Origin of the sequence: Leptolyngbya sp. FACHB-60 (assembly GCF_014695775.1) — a bacterium.
GTDB lineage: Bacteria > Cyanobacteriota > Cyanobacteriia > Phormidesmidales > Phormidesmidaceae > Nodosilinea.
In genome coordinates this window covers 64263-81648 of sequence record NZ_JACJOX010000049.1, presented here as the reverse complement: position 1 = coordinate 81648, position 17386 = coordinate 64263, and the positions used below count along the sequence as shown (strand labels likewise).

Genomic DNA, 17386 nt, shown 5'->3' with positions numbered 1-17386 from the left:
AAGATGAGGAGGTGGGGGAGACGAAGAGGAACAACACTTCCCAGCCGTCCCATCTCCCTTATCTTCCCTATCTCCTCCACCTCCACCTCTACCGCAAGCCCAGAGCTGGAGAAGGGGTCAGGCCGTCGATGGTTATTGTGTAAGTAATGGCGCTGGTGCCAATGCCCTGCCAGCCAATGATAAATCCACCCTCGTCGAGAACGGGATGATGTTGAGGAGTGGTGACGGCAGCATAGTAAACCCCAGTAGCGGGCAGGGGTGTGACAGCTAAGTAAGGCTGCTGACCAGCGGTGGTGCGACCGGCAGACAGCAGTCGGCCTGCGGCGTCAAACAAAAACAACTGGGCGGCATCGTCGGTGTAGAGCAGCCCACGGCGCTGCTGAATAACGGTCAAATCAAGGTTGGCACTGTCTCCCTGGGCACCCAGAAAGGCGTAAATGTCAACCCGACGGCTCACGGCTCCGGTAGTCACGCCGCTGCCGCTGCGGGTGTTGACGCGCTGGGCCTCGGCTAGGGGGCCAAGGGGAGTGTCGGCGGTGACGCCCAGTCCGGCCTGCCAAAGCGCCTCGTACTGCCGCAGGGTCTGGTCGGCGGCAACAACGGGGGTGCCACGGCCCACGCTGGAGTAAACTCCTCGGTCAAAATCCAGGGGCCGACCGGTGTAGCCCGGCAGGCCAAACCCAGCGAGCACGGGTTCACAACCATCAATAGGTCTCACCACCGTTTGATTTTGGCGAAATAGCTGCATTTGGCGGCGAAATGTCACCAGCTGGGCGAGAGTTTTGGTGGGCAGGTCAGAAACTTGTTCGAGCTGGCTGGCATAAGCGATCGCATTATCCCAGTCGTTCAAGCAGACCGCTAGCCGCAAAGCATCCTGCAAAATGACGGTAGATTGGCCGTGGGCTGGGGCGGCAGCAAATGTCGCTAGCAAGACAATCGTTGACCGGCATAACCAAGACCTAACTTTTGTCGCCCTCATCGCCGCTGACTCCTCTAGGTACTGCCCAATCCGCTGGTCTCACTGTACCCACAAGTCTACCGAGGCGCGCCCATAGTGGGCCAAAAACTTGTCGCTGCCGGTTTCTTGCCGTCGCAGCCAGGCCCAGAGCTGATCGCCCAACGAAAAGTGCCACCACTCGCTGGGATGGCGGCGAAACCCCGCTGCCACCATCACCTGGTTAAGCAAGGTGCGGTGGGCATGGAAGGCTTGTTCGGCAGGGGTTGTGCGGTTGGCAAAATGGTCGGGATGCGATCGCGGCGACACCTCATCGATGGGCGATCCCATATCGACCACACTTCCGGTAGCATCGAGCAGCGTCACATCGAGCGCGGCCCCAGTGCTGTGGGGCGGCGGTGTAGCTGGGTCGTCGCTGGGCATAGCCCAAAACTGCACGACCTCTGCCATCACCTCGTCGCGCTGTGCCGCGGTGAGCGCTTCGGCAACCCAGCCCCGCGCTCGTGCTTGTTCTGCGAGAGTGTGCTCTACCATAAACCGCTGCACCGCCACAGGGCGAAAGGCGTCAAAAATTTGTATGTGCCAGCCAGGGCGCTGCTGCTGAAGCTGATCCTGAGCTTCGGTCAGGGCGGCGAGCACACCTGCTCTTAGGGAATAGGGCGACTGGTTCCCGTAGGGGGCCCCCAGCGTTTGGTAGGCATGGGGCTCTACCAGGGCAAAGCGATCGTGGGGTATGGGCACCAGCGGTTCACCGCGATCGCAGATCGGAATGGCCTGATAGGGTTTCATGGTGCTTTTCTCAGCTTGAGGATTTTTTGAATAGTCAATGCCATCACTAGGCTAGTGCTCAACCCTAAAAGCATCGAAGGATGTCGTCCCCACTACGCCCCCTATCCCTCGGCGGTACCCACAGACTCAGACCAATGTAGCGCCTGATATAGGGCTTCACGATCGAATTTCGATACAGTGGCTTCAGCATTATTGTTTTGCCCCATGAGCCAGCCGCCAGAATTGGATTCCCCAGCCATAGAACCGGTTCAGGCAAACTTATCGGCTCGGTTAAACGAGCTAGCCCGACTATTTCTAAAGCTAGGCGCTATTGGCTTTGGCGGTCCCCAGGCCCACATTGCCATGATTCACGATGAGGCGGTGGTGCGGCGCGGCTGGCTCAAAGAAGAGCAGTTTCTTGAAGGGGTGGCGATCTGCGAAATGCTGCCTGGTCCCGCCTCAACCCAAACAGGCATTTACACCGGCTATTTGCGAGCGGGGCATTTGGGGGCGCTGGTGGCGGGCGTTTGCTTTATTTTGCCGGCGTTTTTGATTGTGTTGACCCTGTCTTGGGCCTACTTCAAGTTCCAGGGGGTGCCCCAAATCGAGGACTTGTTTTTGGGCATTTCGCCGGTGGTGATCGCCATCATTTTTGGCTTCTGCTGGAAGCTGGGCAAAAAGGCAATTAAAGACTGGCAGGGGGTGGCGATCGCTCTCACCGTCCTTCTGCTCTCCCTCATCTTCCGCGTCAACATCCTGCTGCTCTTTCTACTGGCGGGCTTGGCTGGACTCGCAATCTATCGCCCTACCACTCCGCCGCCTGCTGGGCCATCCCCCAGCGCTAGTGCATGGTTTGCCCCCTTACTGCCCATCACCCAGGGCATTCCCAACCTGCTAGGGAACCTTCCCGTCGACCCCATCGCGGTTTCCAGCTTCTGGGGCCTCGATCGCATCCAAGACTACTTTGTCCCCCTCTCAACCTTCTTTCTCAAGACCGGGGCCTTTATCTTTGGCGGTGGCCTGGTGATTATTCCGCTGCTAGAGACGGCAGTGGTAGATGACTTTGGCTGGATGACCCGCAACCAGTTCATTGACGGTGTTGCCCTGGGAGAACTCACCCCCGGCCCAGTGGTGATCACCGCTGCCTTTGTGGGCTATAAAGTTGCCGGGGCACTGGGGGCGCTGGTCGCCACAATCGCAATATTTACCCCGTCGTTTTTATTCATCATGTTTGCCTCACCGTTTTTGGTGCGGCTGCGGCAAAACCCTTGGGCCAAAAGCTTTCTCAAGGGGGTAATGCCAGCGGTATTGGGGGCGATCGCCGCTGCCGCCATCCCTCTCGCCGCCGCTGCCCTGCTGCAAGACACCATGCCTAAAACGGTTGTTGCGATCGCCGTGGGCCTTGCTGCCCTGATAGCCCTGGTGCGCTTCCGCCGCCCGACCTGGCAACTGGTGCCCGCCGGGGCGTTGATCGGCTTAATTGCAGGGGCTCTAACTTAAGGAAAGCGCCTACTCTCGCTCCTAGGTTGTCACCATGCCGTGTTCTAGGGCAAAGCGCACCAGCTCTGTACGGCTGTTGGTGCCGGTTTTGCTAAACAGGCGGCTGACGTACTTCTCAACGTTGCGCACACTGGTTTCTAGGCGGCTGGCAATTTCTTTGTTCATCAGCCCCTCAGCCACCAGATCGAGCACGCTCTGTTCGCGGGGGGTGAGGTCAATGCGAATGTCGGAGGTCACCTTGGCAATCCCCCCCTTCTGGGTCAGCATGGCCTTGATCTCTTCGATCTGGCGAGCCATGACGGCGATATCGGGCACGTCGCCCGCGTCAAGGGTTTGGGCAGCGCGGCGGCCCATCAGGTTGCTGACTACCGCTACCAGTTCTTCGGGGTCGAAGGGCTTAGAGAGATAGGCGTCGCAGCCTGCGTTGTAGCCTTGAATGCGATCGGTAGTCATGCCCCGTGCCGTCAAGAACAGCACCGGTAGCCCCTTAAAGCGAATGTCGTCGCGCACCTGGGCCAAAAAGGCGTAGCCATCGACCTGGGGCATCATAATGTCCGAGATTAGGACATCCGGCGTCTCTTGTTGCAGCAGCTCCCAGCCTTCCTTAGCATTGCTAGCCGGTCGCACCGTGAAGCCGCTGTCTTCTAAATAGGCTTGCACCGCCTCGCGCAGACCTGGCTCATCGTCTACCAGTAAGATATTCCCGGTTTGCTCAGACATAACATCGCCCCAGATGACCTATCACTGCTCACTCTAACTCGGAATTGTCAGGGCAGAATCAGTTCACGCCCGAGAAGACAACGAGCCGCCAAGGAATCAGGATTTGATCAAATCCTGATTCCTTGGCGGCTAGGCAGAATGCCTGACCCTAGAAAGCCGAGACGGGGAGCCCACTTCTTGAATCGTTGACCTAACCAGACGGTAACGCAAAATGAAAAACCTGCTGTTTCACCTAAGCTTTGCCATACTCATGGCCCACGAACTCGACGCCATGGCCCAAGCCGAGTGGCGACTCCTGTTTATTCTCAGCCGCTTGCCCGATGCGATCGCTGAGGTGGCCTTTGTGCTGGTTCACATTCCCCTGGTGGCGGGGCTGCTGTGGCTGACCAATAACGAAGCTCCTGCTGTTCGCCACTGGTCGCGCATTGTCGTGGCGCTCTTTCTCGCCATCCATGCCGGGCTGCACAAACGGCTTGAGCACAGTTCTCTCTATACCTTCGACTCTGCTCTCTCCCAAGGATTGATCTACGGCGGCGGCGCGTTGGGGCTGCTGTACCTGCTGACTGTTTTTATGACCTCTCGACAAACCCTACAGACAGTTCCCCAAGAGACGAAGTAATCAGTACCAGATCGCTCTCAACTCCCTGGGGAGTTTCCAAGCGCAAATTTTGATCGACTACCATTGAGTAAAGATCCCATCCAGGTCAAAGACGCGTTTGGGCTTGGGCTAGCGATCATAGGAGTGCTGATTATGGACGGGTCATTTCCCCAGGGCATGCTGAAGAGCGAGTTGCTCAACCGCCTAGCCATCAACCTCGACACCGCCGAAGAGTTTGGCCCCATTGCCGAAATTTGGGTCAACGGGCGGACTCATCAGGTCAAGGGCATCGGCTGTAGCGCTGGCGGCCTATTGAACCGCCAAAGTCGTCGGTTTCTGTGGTCCCAGATTGGCTCTGTCGGGCGCGATGGAGTAGTGGTGAAAGCTGGCGCGCGGGTCGAGGCGATTGACGAGCACCTGCAAGACTGCCTACCCCTGGGAGAGATCGAGCTGTGGTCAGACCACGGCGATCGCATTGGCCAGCTCACCGACTACCGCTTTGACCCCGCTACCGGCAACATCCTGCAATACCTGTTCGTCCCGGCAGAAACTAGCCCGTTGCCAGCTAGCCTCTACGCCCTGGCCCCAGTGGCCGTGATCAGCACCGGTCGTCGTCGCATGATGGCGGAAGACACCGCCCTGGGCGCTCCAACTTTGGTTCAGGCAGGAGTGCAGCCGCCTCGGCAGCCAGCCCCAGCCCAGTCGCCCTTCGATCGCATTTCCCTAGACAAAATGCCCGACCCCCGCCGCAGCTGGGATGCTGCCGTTAAGGGCACCCAAACCATGCGCGACCAGGTGAATGAACAGTTTCAGGAAGGTCGCCACAAGCTGGGGGCCGAAGCCCAAGATCGCGGCCAAAAGCTCCAGGCCGAGGCCCAAGACAAGCTGGGCGGCCTGCTGGGCAGCGTTAAAAAGCGCACGCGTGGCTTGCGCAACCAGCTGCGCGAGGCCGTCACCGACGCTACTGCTGGGCTACCCTCCGGCCCCAACCTGCGCGATGACAAGGTGCCCACCATCGATGTGGATGCCATGGAGCTATGGCCTGAGGACGATCTTCCCCCAGAGCACCCTGCCTATCGCCCCGACAGGCGTTAGCTATAGGTCGCGCTGGTAATCGGCGATCGCCTCTAGCAGATCGGCCTTGCCTGCTGCCGGGATTAAATCGGCCAGGGTGACGGTTTTCTGCCCGCCGCCAATGGCTACCGACGTGCTGGTCAAAATATCCGCTACGGCAGATTCGGTCACCTTATCGCCAGCGACCAGGGGATAGAGCTTTTCGGCCAGGGGCGTGTGCAGTTTGGCATCGCCCAGATATAGGTGCCACTTGGCCACATCGAGATACACTTTGTCGCCAATGGTGGCGGCTAAAGACTCAATGGCGCGGGCAGTAGAGGCATCAGACATAACTTGGGTTCTCCATCTAGGGCTCTGTGTTGGGGTCAGAATCAGCACTGGACGCTAGGGGCACAGAGGAGTAGTCTGCGATCGCAAAAATATAGACAGCATTAGCTACTAAAATCGGCAACCAAGTCAGGGTTACCCTATTCGCCCAAGGCACCCACTCAGGGTTAAGGGTATTAAAAAACCACAGCCCAGAGTTAACGGCAGTAAACGCCGCCACATGCACCGCAAAATTAATGCGGTCTTCTAACTTGCGGTAGGCAGGGTCTTCTCGGGTGGGTTTACGGGGCCAACGGGGTGGCATAGGCCAAACATCACAATTACGCTACACCCTTCATTCTAAAGGTGTGGGTGCTAAAGGCGGGGGAGGCATTCCCCATTGGCCAATGTAGGCGCAGATTGCTAAGGCCGCTGCCGTCTGCACATTGAGCGACTGCACTACCCCGTAGGTTGCAGGCGGCCGCCACCGCTGAGGGAATGCCGCTCAGCTCGCGTCCTAACACCAGCACCATGCGTTCTCTTCTCTCGCTCTTTCGCCATAGTGACGATGCGATCGCGCCAAGATAACAAGATAAATAGAAAACCCGTCCTGCTTAGGCAGGACGGGTGAGGTGCCATCGTTAACTAGATGGGTGCAGCCCTTAGGCCGAGATCAGAGCAATGTTAGAAAATACAAACTCTTGCTTATCAGTATCGTCGTCAACACCGGTTTCGATGGTGCGGCTAGAAAGAATGTAGTAGCCGCCAACTTCGGTGTATTCGTCTTCAAAATCGCTGAGGCCGCCCTTTTGATCGCCAGTTTTGGGATCGTGGTAAACCGAGTCATAGCGGTGCGACAGGTAGCCTAACCCAGTGTCATGGCTGCTATAGGTGTGAATGGTCACCACGACGCCATGAATGTAGCGGTGTACCATCGACACTTCGTTGTCTTTGAGCTGGTAGCGATCGCCCTCGGCCTTGCCACCCATCAAAATCTCCACTGAGCCGTCGGCCAGGGTATCACCATAGCGAAAGGTGTTGTTGCCGTGGCTGTCTTCAAACTCGCGCCGCACCCGGTGAATCGAGACCTCAAACAGCTGACCATGCACCATTTTTTGGGCGGCCTCATCGGCAATGCCGCTAACTTCAAGTTTGAGGTCGGCGCTGACCTTGACCTGGCCACTGTGGGCCTGGCCGTTGTGGGTAAACGTCACATCGGCGGTATAACCAGGGAAGGCTGCATCCCAGGTGTAGCGATTTTCGTAGGCAGCGCGAAACAAGTCCCGTGCTGCAAGCTGAGTTCCAACCATTAAAAATTCTCCCGATTCATGTTTGGTGCACAAACAGCGCCCTGCCGCTGTGCTGGAGCTTCTCTAGCATAGCGATTCTAGACTCCCCTGGGCTTGGCCTGGGCTGAAAGTGGTAGGCGAGGTCAACCGTCAATTGCAAAGAAATGTATTAATATAGTGTGGTTTACAGCGCTAACGGGATCACCTCTTTATAATGAAAGGCCCATAATTCAAACTTAGGTCTGTGCTGGCGCAATTTTTCTAGGCAGCTCGGTTTCTAGAAGCTCAACTTAGCTATAGTTTTCCACAGGCCGATAGTGAGCCTGGATTTTAAGGCATCCGCTAAAAAGCCTGCACAGTCAGGGCTTTTTAGATTACTCGTTATTATTAAATTGCAAAAGTTTTAGGTTATCCACAGTTTTTTAGCTGTCTGTGGATAACTTGTTTTGGATGCAATGAGTGGGCGATCGCGCCCCTTAACCGGCAGCGCTACCAGTATACTGATCAACAGCCTCAAATAGCTGGCTCACTTCAGCCGCCGTAGTAAATGGGTTGAGCAGCACCGCCTTCAACCATCGCTGCCCCCGAAAGTTAGGCACCGACAAGAAAATCTGGTGCTGCTTCAGCAAGTAGTCTTGCAAGCTAGCGTTCCAGGCATCCCACTGAGATGGGGGCAGCGTGGGGGGGCAGCCGCGAAAGCAGATCAAGTTCATCTCTGGCTCACTGGCTAGTTCCAGATAGGGCCGCTGGCGCACCTGGCTGACAAAGTGATTGCTCAGGGCATAGCTGGCCTCAATCAGTTCGGCGCAGCCCGCTTGGCCTAAATGTTGGAGCGTGAGCCACAGCTTGAGCACGTCAGCATGGCGAGTTCCCTGCACCGTCAATTCCCCCAGGTTGACCCAGTCAGGCTCAGTATTCATGTAGGGTGCCGACACTCGAAAGTGACTGTGCAACAACCCCAGATCGCGAAATAACACCGAGGCACAGGTCTTAGTGACATACAGCCATTTTTGGGGGTTGAAGGTCACTGAATCAGCTTGTTCAATACCCGTCAGTCGCTGCCGGTGCTGGGGCGAAAAGGCGATCGCCCCACCGTAGGCCGCATCGACATGGAACCAGAGCCCGTGGGTTTGGGCAATGCGGGCAATCTCGGGCAGTGGGTCAATGTTGCCGGTGACAGTGGTGCCCGCCGTGCCTACCACCGCAAAAGGCCGCTGCCCCTGGGCGATCGCACCATGAATTTTCTCTTCTAGGGCATTCGCGTCCATCTGAGCATTAGCGTTTGCGGGCACCAGCACCACCCCCTCCAGCCCTAGCCCCAGTACCATTGCCGCCTTTTGAATCGAGGTGTGGGCCATCTCCGAGGCCAAAATCACCGGCGGCGGCCCCCCAGCCAATCCCTGTCGCAAACAGTCCAGTTTCACGTTGCGAGCTACGGTGAGCGCCTGCAAGTTGGCCAGGCTGCCACCGCTGGCCAGCAGCCCCCCCGCCCGCTCACCCAGCCCAAACATCTGGGCCAATTCGGCCAGCAGCAGCGGCTCTAGTCGCGACAAAACCGGCGACATCTCCACGCTCAGCATGTTGTTGTTCAGGGCTGCCGCCGCCCAGTCGCCCACGATAGAAGCAGTGCTGGGTAAGGGGTCCATGTGGCCCATATAGCCAGGGTGGGCCGGGTTCATCGACTGGGCCATCAGGTCGCCCAGGGACGACAGCAGGGGGGCGATCGCCGTTGGCTGAACTGGAATACCGCTAAACTCAATATCCTTGATTGAGGGCAGAGGGTCGTGGCTACCTGCCCCTGTGGAGTAGTCAAGAATTTGCTCGACCACCGTCTGCAAAATCGCTGCGATGGCCGCTCGATTGTGGCCCTGGGGATCAATAAACGCGGTAGCAGGCAAAACCGATGGAGCCAACACACACCTCTCATGGGATCTATGGCTCAATTATCTCGCCAATGCTCTATCCCATGCCAGAGAAACCGAGGGTTTCTACAGAGGCTGAATTAGCAGAGGGGGCGAGAGATGCTCTTGGGGGGCAGCGGCGCTCTCTTTAGTAATGGCTACGGCCCGCACCAGATCGCGATCGCGGCGGTACACGGGCGGCAGATCAATAGGTTGCGACACCTGACCCTGCTCATCTACGGTAAATACGGTGGTGAGAATAGCGTTTTTTTGATCCACGGTGGTTGTAGCACTGGGGTCTACCACCGTCCACAGCACGTAAACAGCGCCGGGCTCTAGGGGAGGTAGGTTCTCCACCGTGAGGGAACCCGCCAGGGTACTGGGGTTAATCACCACCTGAGCCTGCCCCGACGACGCACCATCCTCAGGAGAACCCAGGGCAATGGTCAAGATTTCGTCCTCTGGCTGGCTGGCCCGCTCAAGCTGTAGCGTGCGCCAAAGCATTAGGTTGCTCAGACTAAGGCCTGCAATCAGCGCCGCTGCTGCTGCTACCCAAATTTGCCCCCAGCGATGAGGGCGCAGCCCTAGAGGCACAACCGGAGCACTCACCGCTTCAGCCTCAGACGCAACCGGATGGGCAGCGGTCTGTAGCAGGGCCATCCTCAAATGGGCAGGCGGGCTGACAGGATCACCGTCGTAGGCTATCTCCAGTGCCTGCTGAAGCTGGTCGATATCCTGCTGTAGATTGGGGTTGGCTGCCAGCAGATCTGCCAGGGTAGCTGACTCTTCGGGGCTAAGGTCGTAGAGGACATAGCCCGCCAGCAGATGCTGCAATTGTTCTGATGAAATCGACCCAGTCATGGTGCTAGTTACCCCAACGCTCTTGGAGAATTTGTCGTAGCCTCAGCAGACCTCGACGAGAATGAGTTTTGACAGTGCCCAAGGGGGTATCGAGCTGTTCGGCAATGGTCGACTGGGATAGCCCTTCGTAGTAGGCTAGGCGCAAAATCTTTTGCTGACTCTCAGAGAGTTCGGCCAGAGCAGTCTGGATATCTTGGGCACGCTCGGTCCGGACTAGAGCTTCATCTGGTGTATGGGCTAAGGGCATTGTCTGGATAGACTGAAGGCGTTCCACCGCAGCCCGAGCCACTTGACGCGATCGCAGGCGATCAATGGCGCGCGATCGCGTCAGTATGGCCAAGAACGTGCGCAACGAGCCTCGCTGGGGATCATAGGCCGTTGACTGTAGCTTGACAAAAATATCTTGGGTCAGGTCTTCGGCTTCCTGGGTGTGGCCTAGCACCTTGAGAGCAATGCCGTAGACCAATCCACCGTGGCGATCGTACACAGGGCCAAGGGCGTTAGTTTGCCCCGACTTTAAAGCTAACCAAAGGTCTGCATCCGTGGGCACTCCAGCTTCAGGCAAGGTCAATCGATCAAAATCCATATCCACAGGATGCTCAGAACTAGACCCGGCATCGCGGCTGGAGGGCGCATCGTACCGCAGTCGTTGTTCTATTACAATGCCATGATTTGGGTCTGCTGCTGTCCTGTTGAGTTGTGGCTGATGCCCAGCCACAACTCAACAGGAATAGAGCGCCTGACGTTTGCCTAGGCAGGCATTAAAATGCCCCGCAGTTCGCCAGCCCGGTAGCGAGTAGTGTGGAAATCGATATACAGCATGCCGTTTTGCAGCGCCTGAAGCTGTTCAGGCGTGAGGGTGTAGTCGCCCATGGCGCTGCCCCCGCGGCCGTTGGCATTCATGGTGACATTTAGAGCGTACTGAAATGGCCCGTTTTCGCTAGAGCTACCTCGGTGGACGTGAAATGCCGAGGTAATGCTGGGGTTGGGCGGATCGAGCGGATCGGTGGCATAGTCGCGCGGGACACTGCTCAGCTCCCGAAAGCTGCCGCGCACCACCAAGCGATTGCCAGATAAGGCAGCCCCAACCACTCCACGAGAATCGGTTTTAGCCGCTTTGGGTACAACATTCTGACCGCTGAGCATGGCTATATAGGTAACGATGGGCTCATTCAAGCCCTGAGCGAGCAGGGGAGCCGTTGCCGCCGCGAGGTTTGCATCAATCTGTTCTCCTAGGGCAAAGGTGTCACTGGGGGCGCCAGACCAGGAAGTTGTTGCCACAGTCGCGGGGGTTACCAGCGGCGACTGAGCCATCACCCGGCCCAGCATAGGGGAGTACAGTACTGTTACAAACAGACAGGTCGCTAGGGCAATTAAGCTATTGCGCAGATGCTTTCGTTCTCTCAACATAACGCTTCATTCCATTTAACAAACGGCTAAAAGTCTCTTTGGTGAAGACTCATACCCGGTACGCAGCCCTCTGCAAGTTGGATGCAGTAGCATGGCATCAAAACTCAGCCAGCCCAACCATCAGCGGCATAACTGCTGAACTGAGGGCAGCTCCGTAAGCCAATTGCGCTGCTTCAGCGTTGACCTACGGTGCTGTCAAGTACCGCCCCCAAGCTAGCTACCACCTGTATGGAAATTACCTGTCAGCCGTTTACTGTTCACAAACGTGTACCGCTCACTATCAGTCGCGGCACCACGGCCCAATCGACCAATCTCTGGCTCAAGCTCAGCGCTGAGGGCATAGAAGGCTGGGGGGAAGCGGCTCCTTTTTCCATCGGCACTCACCGACAAACGTTGGACACCTTGCAAGCAGACATTGTTCGCTTGCAGACGGCCGTATCGCCTTACCATCCGTTAGAACGCCAGGCCATTGAGGCCGTTATTGCTGCGTTATCTCTCCACTCGGCTACCCGCGCCGCACTCGACGTAGCGCTGTGGGACTGGTGCGGTAAGTTAGTCGGGCAGCCCATTTGGCGGCTGCTGGGACTAGATTTAGGGCGCATTCAGCCGACGTCAGTTACCGTTGGCATTTCATCACCCGAGGCCGCGCAGCAGCGATCGCAGGATTGGCTACAGCAAACCTCCGCCCGCGCCCTTAAGGTGAAGCTTGGTAGTCCCCACGGAATTGAAGCTGACCAAGCTATGTTTCAAGCCATCTATGACCATATCCCCACCACCGTCAGCCTTAGCGTCGATGCCAACGGCGGCTGGAAACTAGAGGAAGCCAGGCAAATGGCGGATTGGCTGAGCGATCGCCGCGTCACTCATCTAGAGCAACCCCTACCCGTAAGCCAGGATGCCGATTTAGCCAAGCTCAAGCAGGACTCGCCACTGCCAATTTTTGTAGATGAGAGCTGCTTCAACAGTTCGGATATTCCTCGCCTAGCAGATTTAGTCGATGGCATTAACATTAAGTTGATGAAAGCCGGAGGACTGACCGAGGCCCTGCGGATAATTCACACTGCGCGGGCCTGCGGCCTTCAGGTCATGTTTGGCTGCTATTCAGACAGCAGCCTGGCGAATGGGGCCATGGCTCAGCTCTCACCCTTAGCCGACTATCTCGACCTCGATAGCCACCTAAATCTACTGGACGACCCCTTCAGTGGCCTTACCCTAGCTGACGGACACCTACTCCCCTCCACCCATCCTGGACTTGGACTTAGCTATGCACCTCACGCCCGATAGTCGCATTGCCCTACTTATGCACGAGGGCACCCAGAGCACCATGGGTAAGACGGGCCAGGCCCTGCTGCGCTTTAGCCAATCGCGGATTGTGGCAGTAATTGATTACCAGGCGGCGGGGCGATCGCTCCATGACCTCACTGGTATCGACAAGCCGATCCCCGTGGTTGAATCGCTCACCAAGGCCCTGACTTACACCCCAGATGTGCTAGCGATCGGCATCGCTCCCTCCGGTGGCAAGCTGCCCGATGCCTGGTTTCAAGAAATTGAGCAGGCGGTCAAGGCAGGGCTGAGTATCGTCAACGGCCTCCATACCCCAATGGCCAAACACCCGGCACTCCAGCCCTGGATAAGAGACTACCAGTGGATTTGGGACGTACGCCAGGAACCGGAAGGCCTGACTGTGGGGAGCGGGCAAGCCAGTCAGCTAAACTGCAAGCGCATTCTGACCGTAGGTACCGATATGTCTGTGGGCAAAATGTCGGCAACTTTAGAGTTGCACCGCGCCTGCCTCCAGCGAGGATTGCGATCTAAGGTAATTGCCACGGGTCAAACCAACCTCATGTTGGGGGATGACGGCGTGCCGCTAGATGCTATCCGGGTTGATTACGCGTCAGGAGCCGTCGAACAGCAGCTCATGCACCATGGCCCTTATCACGACTTCGTCTTTGTGGAAGGTCAGGGATCGCTACTTAACCCGGCCTCGACCGCTACGCTGCCTCTGCTGCGGGGTACCCAACCCACCCATCTGGTACTAGTACACCGAGCTGGGCAAACCCATATTCAGAATTTCCCCACCGTCAAAATCCCCGACCTGCCCAGCGTAATAGCACTGTATGAACAGGTAACGACGGCAGCAGGGGCGTTTTACCCGGCGAAGGTAGTCGCGATCGCCCTCAACACTGGTCACCTAACCGCAGCAGCTGCCGAGGAGGCCATTCAGTCGGTCGAAGCCCAAACAAAACTTCCCTGTGCAGACATCTTCCGCACAGGGGCCAACAAACTATTGACACCCATCTTGGCTTGATCAGGCTACTTCTTGCGGAGACGATAGGTAATGCGACCCTTGGTAAGGTCGTAGGGGGTAAGCTCTACCTTGACGCGATCGCCTGGCAAAATCTTGATGTAATTACGACGAATCTTCCCAGAAATGTGGGCTAATACGTTAAACCCATTATCCAAATCAACCCGAAACATCGCGTTCGGCAACGATTCAGTAATGGTACCCTCCATTTCAATTAGGTCTTGCTTAGACAAGCTGAACTCTCCCTCAGTACACAATCAACAGGCTGAACTCTAGCATAACCCCAGTAACTACTCGATCACTAGGCGCTTTAGGTCAGCATGAACTACGTCCATAGTTTGATTACCATCCACCGACACCAACTGCTGGCGGCTTCGATAAAAGTCAATTAGCGGTTCCGTCTGCTCACGGTATACCTGAAGCCGATTGAGAATCACCGACTCTTCATCGTCGTCACGCCCCCGCTGCAGCAGGCGGGCAACAATCACGTCGTCCTCAACATCCAGGTTCACCACAAAGTCAACAGGCTGTTCAATCTGCTCCAGCAGCTTCTGCAAAAATTCAGCCTGGGGCACATTGCGAGGAAAACCGTCCAGCAGCCAACCTGCTTGGGTATCGTCCTGCCCCAACCGCTCCTGGATTAAGTTCAAGATCAGCTCGTCAGGCACCAGTTCACCGGCACTCATATACTGCTCTGCTTTTTGGCCTAGCTCACTACCCACCGCCACCGCCGACCGTAGAATATCCCCAGTAGAAATGTGAGGAACCTCGCAGTCCTTAGCAAGCAGCAAAGCCTGGGTGCCCTTGCCCGCCCCCGGCGGACCCAGAAAAATAAGTCGAGTCACTACTGCTTCACCATCCCTTCGTAGCGTTGGGAGATTACGTAGGTCTGAATCTGCTTAGCAGTGTCAATTGCAACACCTACCAGAATCAGTAGAGAAGTAGCTCCAAAGCCCCTAAAGGTTTGCACTCGAGTCAAACTCTCCACAGCACTGGGGACAACCGCAACCATACCCAGAAAAACAGCGCCCAGGAAAGTCAACCGGTTCAAAATACGGCTAATGTACTCAGTGGTCGCTTTGCCCGGACGAATGCCGGGAATGCTAGCCCCCATCTTCTTCAAGTTGCGAGATACATCGTCTGGATTCATCACCAAAGACGAATAGAAATAGCTAAAGAAGAGAATCAGAACCAGGTAAAGCGAAACATAGAACAGAGAAGTTGGATTCAGGTAGTTATTCACAAACTGACTGAATCCAGGGTTGGTGATGTACTGGGTCAACGAAATCGGCAGCACCAGCACCGCAGAGGCAAAAATAATTGGCATAACGCCGCCTTGGTTGAGGCGCAGAGGCAGATAATTGCTTTGCTCTAAATAGAGCTTGCGGCCCACTTGGCGACGAGCAGAAATAATGGGAATGCGGCGAGTTCCCTCCTGCACAAAGACAATTCCTACAATCATCGCCAGAAAGGCAAGCATCAAAATAATAATGCCGCCCACCAGGCCGCGATCGCCGCTCTGTGCCAACTCAATAGTCTGCCCTAAAGATCGAGGGAGAGTAGACACAATGTTCAAGAAAATCAGCAGCGAAGCACCGTTACCAATACCACGCTCGGTGATTAACTCACCCACCCACATCACAAACATCGAGCCAGCCGTCAGAGCAATCACCGTCTGGGCCACAAACGCAGGGCCGGGGACTTCTGCAAACTGATACAGCAAGAAGGACGACAGCAACGTACTCTGCAAAATTGCCCAGCCTAAGGCTACATAGCGAGTAATTTGGGAAATCTTGCGCCGTCCAGCCTCCCCTTCATTCTTTTGCAGATCTTCTAACTGAGGCAGAGCCGCCGTCAGCAGCTGCATAATGATCGAAGCGTTGATAAAGGGCAAAATCCCTAAGGCAAAGATACCCAGGGCGGACAGACCGCCCCCCACAAAGATATCTAAAAAGCCTACAAAGCCAGCTAGACTGCCCGATTGAATGGATGCAGCAAAAGCTTGGCGATCAATACCCGGTACCGGAATAAAAATCCCTAATCTAACTAGTACCAGCAGCCCTAGGGTCACCAGCAAACGACTGCGCAGGCCAGCAGCCTGAGCCATTTGCATAAATGTTTCCTGCGCGCTTGGATTTTTACCCCGACTTACGACCATGCAACAGTACCTCAGGCCTACATTTAGCAATACATTGACGGTAGTAAATAACCACAGAATCTATGGTTACAGTCCCTAGATCTAGTCTAAGGGATGAGCGAGTCATCTTGCTATGCGACGACTTCCCATGTACCGCCAGCTTGCTCAATTTTCTCTTTAGCAGACTGAGTAAACGCCGCCGCTTTGACATTCAGGGCCACACTGACTTCACCATGGCCCAGCACCTTCAAAGGACCGTCATTGGTGGTCAATATGCCTGCTTCGAGCAGCGACTCAAGCGATACGTCAGTTCCTGCGGCCAGATCAGCTAGCCCTTTAACGTTGATAATGGTGTACTCTTTCTGATTGACCAGAGGAAAGTGCTTGAGCTTAGGAATGCGCCGATAGAGGGGCATTTGGCCACCCTCAAAGCCGGGTCGAGTACCGCTACCCGAACGAGACTTTTGACCTCGCATGCCAAAGCCACAGCTCGCGCCCTGGCCGGCAGAAATACCGCGACCGACGCGGCGACGGCGGCGCTTAGAGCCGACTTGTGGTTGTGCGTCGTTGATTCTCATGGCTGAGGAAAATAAAAACAGCGATACCGAAATGAATTAAATGTAGAGGCTTTCAACCGGGATATCCCGCTCTTCAGCTACGTCAGCAAAAGTGCGCAGTGAAGCTAGGGCATCTGCGGCAGCCCGAGCATTGTTGAGGGGGTTGTTAGAACCTAACTGCTTAGCTAGGACATTCCGCACCCCAGCCAGTTCGAGCACCGTGCGTACAGCACCACCAGCGATTACCCCAGTACCAGGGGCAGCAGGGCGCATAAATACCTTAGCACCACCGCCAATCCCGTTAGAGGGATGGGGAATGGAATAAGAACGAGTTAGAGGCACATCTACCAAATGCTTTTTGCCATCGGCTACGCCTTTCTTAACAGCGCCAATGACGTCACCGGCCTTACCAACGCCAACGCCGACCTGGCCTTTCTCATTGCCGACAACCACAATGGCACGGAAGCTAAGTTTTTTACCTCCCTTTACCACCTTAGTCACACGACGAATTTGAACGACGCGCTCCTGCCAATCGGTCTTCTTTTCTTTAGTACGCGCTTCTTTGCGACGGTTTGCCATACCTTTCCCCAGCCTTGTTTACATCAAGCAAAATTAGGTGCTTTTCATCCGACAATCACGCTCGGCCTAAAGGCTCAAGCCTGCTTCACGGGCGGCCTGAGCCAGAGCCGCTACTCGCCCGTGATATAACTTACCGCCTCGGTCAAAGACAACTTGAGTAATGCCAGCCTCTAGCGCGCGCTCAGCCAACAATTTGCCGACTACAGCAGCTGAGTCCTGAGTAGCTCCTGACTCATCCTTCAAAACGTCAGGCTCAACTGTTGATGCAGCCACTAGGGTATGGTGAGCCGTATCGTCAATAATCTGGGCATAAATATGCTGGTTTGAACGAAACACGGCTAACCGAGGCCGTTCAGAGGTGCCAAACACGCGGCGGCGAATGCGGACGTGACGGCGACGGGTTAATTCTTTACGACTTGCTTTCAT

At 56.1% G+C, this 17386-nt stretch carries 22 protein-coding genes; 5 read left to right on the top strand and 17 right to left on the bottom strand.

The window, feature by feature from the left end; all coding sequences use genetic code 11:
• Nucleotides 1–88 precede the first annotated feature (88 nt).
• Together H6F57_RS18165 and H6F57_RS18160 are read right to left on the bottom strand one after the other, a co-directional pair.
• Nucleotides 89–931, bottom strand: coding sequence for a pre-peptidase C-terminal domain-containing protein (locus H6F57_RS18165; protein WP_190626147.1), 843 nt, complete (start codon nucleotides 929–931; stop codon nucleotides 89–91).
• A gap of 87 nt (nucleotides 932–1018) precedes the next feature.
• Nucleotides 1019–1744, bottom strand: coding sequence for a M15 family metallopeptidase (locus H6F57_RS18160; RefSeq protein ID WP_190626146.1), 726 nt, complete (start codon nucleotides 1742–1744; stop codon nucleotides 1019–1021).
• Between the two features lie 204 nt (nucleotides 1745–1948).
• Here H6F57_RS18160 and chrA point away from each other — a divergent pair, with 204 nt between their 5' ends.
• Complete coding sequence (chrA, locus tag H6F57_RS18155; protein ID WP_190626145.1) at nucleotides 1949–3223, top strand: chromate efflux transporter; 1275 nt, start codon at nucleotides 1949–1951, stop codon at nucleotides 3221–3223.
• Between the two features lie 21 nt (nucleotides 3224–3244).
• Here chrA and H6F57_RS18150 read toward each other — a convergent pair whose 3' ends face one another.
• On the bottom strand, nucleotides 3245–3943 hold the full coding sequence (locus H6F57_RS18150) for a response regulator transcription factor (RefSeq protein WP_190626144.1): 699 nt from the start codon (nucleotides 3941–3943) through the stop codon (nucleotides 3245–3247).
• A 211-nt stretch (nucleotides 3944–4154) separates the two neighbouring features.
• On the opposite strand from H6F57_RS18150, the gene H6F57_RS18145 reads away from it, so the two are divergent.
• Nucleotides 4155–4562, top strand: coding sequence for a DUF6713 family protein (locus H6F57_RS18145; RefSeq protein ID WP_190626143.1), 408 nt, complete (start codon nucleotides 4155–4157; stop codon nucleotides 4560–4562).
• Between the two features lie 63 nt (nucleotides 4563–4625).
• Complete coding sequence (locus H6F57_RS18140) at nucleotides 4626–5636, top strand: hypothetical protein (RefSeq protein ID WP_190626142.1); 1011 nt, start codon at nucleotides 4626–4628, stop codon at nucleotides 5634–5636.
• Here H6F57_RS18140 and H6F57_RS18135 read toward each other — a convergent pair whose 3' ends face one another.
• The 8 genes from H6F57_RS18135 to H6F57_RS18100 all read right to left on the bottom strand — a co-directional run bounded on the left by H6F57_RS18135 (nucleotide 5637) and on the right by H6F57_RS18100 (nucleotide 11382).
• Nucleotides 5637–5945, bottom strand: a complete 309-nt coding sequence (locus tag H6F57_RS18135) for a DUF3181 family protein (protein ID WP_073609609.1) — start codon at nucleotides 5943–5945, stop codon at nucleotides 5637–5639. It abuts the gene before it with no gap.
• Nucleotides 5946–5961: 16 nt separating this feature from the next.
• Nucleotides 5962–6246 carry a 2TM domain-containing protein gene (locus tag H6F57_RS18130; RefSeq protein ID WP_190626141.1) on the bottom strand — a complete coding sequence of 95 codons (285 nt, stop codon included), beginning with the start codon at nucleotides 6244–6246 and terminating at the stop codon, nucleotides 5962–5964.
• Nucleotides 6247–6262: 16 nt separating this feature from the next.
• Complete coding sequence (locus H6F57_RS18125) at nucleotides 6263–6454, bottom strand: hypothetical protein (RefSeq protein ID WP_190626140.1); 192 nt, start codon at nucleotides 6452–6454, stop codon at nucleotides 6263–6265.
• A gap of 129 nt (nucleotides 6455–6583) precedes the next feature.
• Nucleotides 6584–7231: a DUF3386 domain-containing protein gene (locus tag H6F57_RS18120; RefSeq protein ID WP_190626139.1), complete on the bottom strand. Its 648-nt coding sequence runs from the start codon at nucleotides 7229–7231 to the stop codon at nucleotides 6584–6586.
• Between the two features lie 455 nt (nucleotides 7232–7686).
• On the bottom strand, nucleotides 7687–9123 hold the full coding sequence (locus H6F57_RS18115; RefSeq protein ID WP_190626138.1) for an aspartate aminotransferase family protein: 1437 nt from the start codon (nucleotides 9121–9123) through the stop codon (nucleotides 7687–7689).
• A gap of 75 nt (nucleotides 9124–9198) precedes the next feature.
• Nucleotides 9199–9972, bottom strand: a complete 774-nt coding sequence (locus H6F57_RS18110) for an anti-sigma factor (RefSeq protein WP_190626137.1) — start codon at nucleotides 9970–9972, stop codon at nucleotides 9199–9201.
• Nucleotides 9973–9976: 4 nt separating this feature from the next.
• A complete protein-coding gene (locus tag H6F57_RS18105; protein ID WP_190626136.1) occupies nucleotides 9977–10558 on the bottom strand; it encodes a sigma-70 family RNA polymerase sigma factor in 582 nt (193 codons plus the stop codon).
• A 164-nt stretch (nucleotides 10559–10722) separates the two neighbouring features.
• Nucleotides 10723–11382 (bottom strand): CHRD domain-containing protein, encoded by a 660-nt coding sequence (locus H6F57_RS18100; protein WP_190626135.1) that lies wholly within the window; start codon nucleotides 11380–11382, stop codon nucleotides 10723–10725.
• 228 nt (nucleotides 11383–11610) lie between these two features.
• Between H6F57_RS18100 and H6F57_RS18095 the strand changes: the two genes are divergently transcribed.
• Both H6F57_RS18095 and H6F57_RS18090 read left to right on the top strand, forming a co-directional pair.
• Nucleotides 11611–12666: a dipeptide epimerase gene (locus H6F57_RS18095; RefSeq protein WP_190626315.1), complete on the top strand. Its 1056-nt coding sequence runs from the start codon at nucleotides 11611–11613 to the stop codon at nucleotides 12664–12666.
• Entirely contained in the window at nucleotides 12647–13690 is a 1044-nt protein-coding gene (locus H6F57_RS18090; RefSeq protein WP_190626134.1) for a DUF1611 domain-containing protein, read from the top strand. The genes H6F57_RS18095 and H6F57_RS18090 overlap by 20 nt, the downstream gene beginning before the upstream one ends.
• 5 nt (nucleotides 13691–13695) lie before the next feature.
• Here H6F57_RS18090 and infA read toward each other — a convergent pair whose 3' ends face one another.
• From infA to rplR, 6 genes are all read right to left on the bottom strand, one after another.
• Nucleotides 13696–13920 (bottom strand): translation initiation factor IF-1, encoded by a 225-nt coding sequence (gene infA, locus H6F57_RS18085; protein ID WP_017297627.1) that lies wholly within the window; start codon nucleotides 13918–13920, stop codon nucleotides 13696–13698.
• A 57-nt stretch (nucleotides 13921–13977) separates the two neighbouring features.
• Entirely contained in the window at nucleotides 13978–14532 is a 555-nt protein-coding gene (locus H6F57_RS18080) for an adenylate kinase (protein ID WP_190626133.1), read from the bottom strand.
• Complete coding sequence (gene secY, locus H6F57_RS18075) at nucleotides 14532–15845, bottom strand: preprotein translocase subunit SecY (RefSeq protein ID WP_190626132.1); 1314 nt, start codon at nucleotides 15843–15845, stop codon at nucleotides 14532–14534. The genes H6F57_RS18080 and secY overlap by 1 nt, the downstream gene beginning before the upstream one ends.
• A gap of 110 nt (nucleotides 15846–15955) precedes the next feature.
• On the bottom strand, nucleotides 15956–16402 hold the full coding sequence (rplO, locus tag H6F57_RS18070) for a 50S ribosomal protein L15 (protein WP_190626131.1): 447 nt from the start codon (nucleotides 16400–16402) through the stop codon (nucleotides 15956–15958).
• 36 nt (nucleotides 16403–16438) lie between these two features.
• Nucleotides 16439–16960: a 30S ribosomal protein S5 gene (rpsE, locus tag H6F57_RS18065; RefSeq protein WP_073609619.1), complete on the bottom strand. Its 522-nt coding sequence runs from the start codon at nucleotides 16958–16960 to the stop codon at nucleotides 16439–16441.
• A 66-nt stretch (nucleotides 16961–17026) separates the two neighbouring features.
• A complete protein-coding gene (gene rplR / locus H6F57_RS18060; protein WP_190626130.1) occupies nucleotides 17027–17386 on the bottom strand; it encodes a 50S ribosomal protein L18 in 360 nt (119 codons plus the stop codon).

Bases quoted from the DNA above. Each gene is read 5' to 3' on its own strand.
- H6F57_RS18150 (WP_190626144.1), bottom strand. From the start codon at position 3,943: ATGTCTGAGCAAACCGGGAATATCTTACTGGTAGACGATGAGCCAGGT.
- H6F57_RS18105 (WP_190626136.1), bottom strand. From the start codon at position 10,558: ATGGATTTTGATCGATTGACCTTGCCTGAAGCTGGAGTGCCCACGGAT.
- H6F57_RS18120 (WP_190626139.1), bottom strand. From the start codon at position 7,231: ATGGTTGGAACTCAGCTTGCAGCACGGGACTTGTTTCGCGCTGCCTAC.
- rpsE (WP_073609619.1), bottom strand. From the start codon at position 16,960: ATGGCAAACCGTCGCAAAGAAGCGCGTACTAAAGAAAAGAAGACCGAT.
- H6F57_RS18135 (WP_073609609.1), bottom strand. From the start codon at position 5,945: ATGTCTGATGCCTCTACTGCCCGCGCCATTGAGTCTTTAGCCGCCACC.
- H6F57_RS18090 (WP_190626134.1), top strand. From the start codon at position 12,647: ATGCACCTCACGCCCGATAGTCGCATTGCCCTACTTATGCACGAGGGC.
- secY (WP_190626132.1), bottom strand. From the start codon at position 15,845: ATGGTCGTAAGTCGGGGTAAAAATCCAAGCGCGCAGGAAACATTTATG.
- rplO (WP_190626131.1), bottom strand. From the start codon at position 16,402: ATGAGAATCAACGACGCACAACCACAAGTCGGCTCTAAGCGCCGCCGT.
- H6F57_RS18100 (WP_190626135.1), bottom strand. From the start codon at position 11,382: ATGTTGAGAGAACGAAAGCATCTGCGCAATAGCTTAATTGCCCTAGCG.
- H6F57_RS18145 (WP_190626143.1), top strand. From the start codon at position 4,155: ATGAAAAACCTGCTGTTTCACCTAAGCTTTGCCATACTCATGGCCCAC.
- H6F57_RS18130 (WP_190626141.1), bottom strand. From the start codon at position 6,246: ATGCCACCCCGTTGGCCCCGTAAACCCACCCGAGAAGACCCTGCCTAC.
- H6F57_RS18160 (WP_190626146.1), bottom strand. From the start codon at position 1,744: ATGAAACCCTATCAGGCCATTCCGATCTGCGATCGCGGTGAACCGCTG.
- rplR (WP_190626130.1), bottom strand. From the start codon at position 17,386: ATGAAAGCAAGTCGTAAAGAATTAACCCGTCGCCGTCACGTCCGCATT.
- chrA (WP_190626145.1), top strand. From the start codon at position 1,949: ATGAGCCAGCCGCCAGAATTGGATTCCCCAGCCATAGAACCGGTTCAG.
- H6F57_RS18110 (WP_190626137.1), bottom strand. From the start codon at position 9,972: ATGACTGGGTCGATTTCATCAGAACAATTGCAGCATCTGCTGGCGGGC.
- H6F57_RS18125 (WP_190626140.1), bottom strand. From the start codon at position 6,454: ATGGTGCTGGTGTTAGGACGCGAGCTGAGCGGCATTCCCTCAGCGGTG.
- H6F57_RS18095 (WP_190626315.1), top strand. From the start codon at position 11,611: ATGGAAATTACCTGTCAGCCGTTTACTGTTCACAAACGTGTACCGCTC.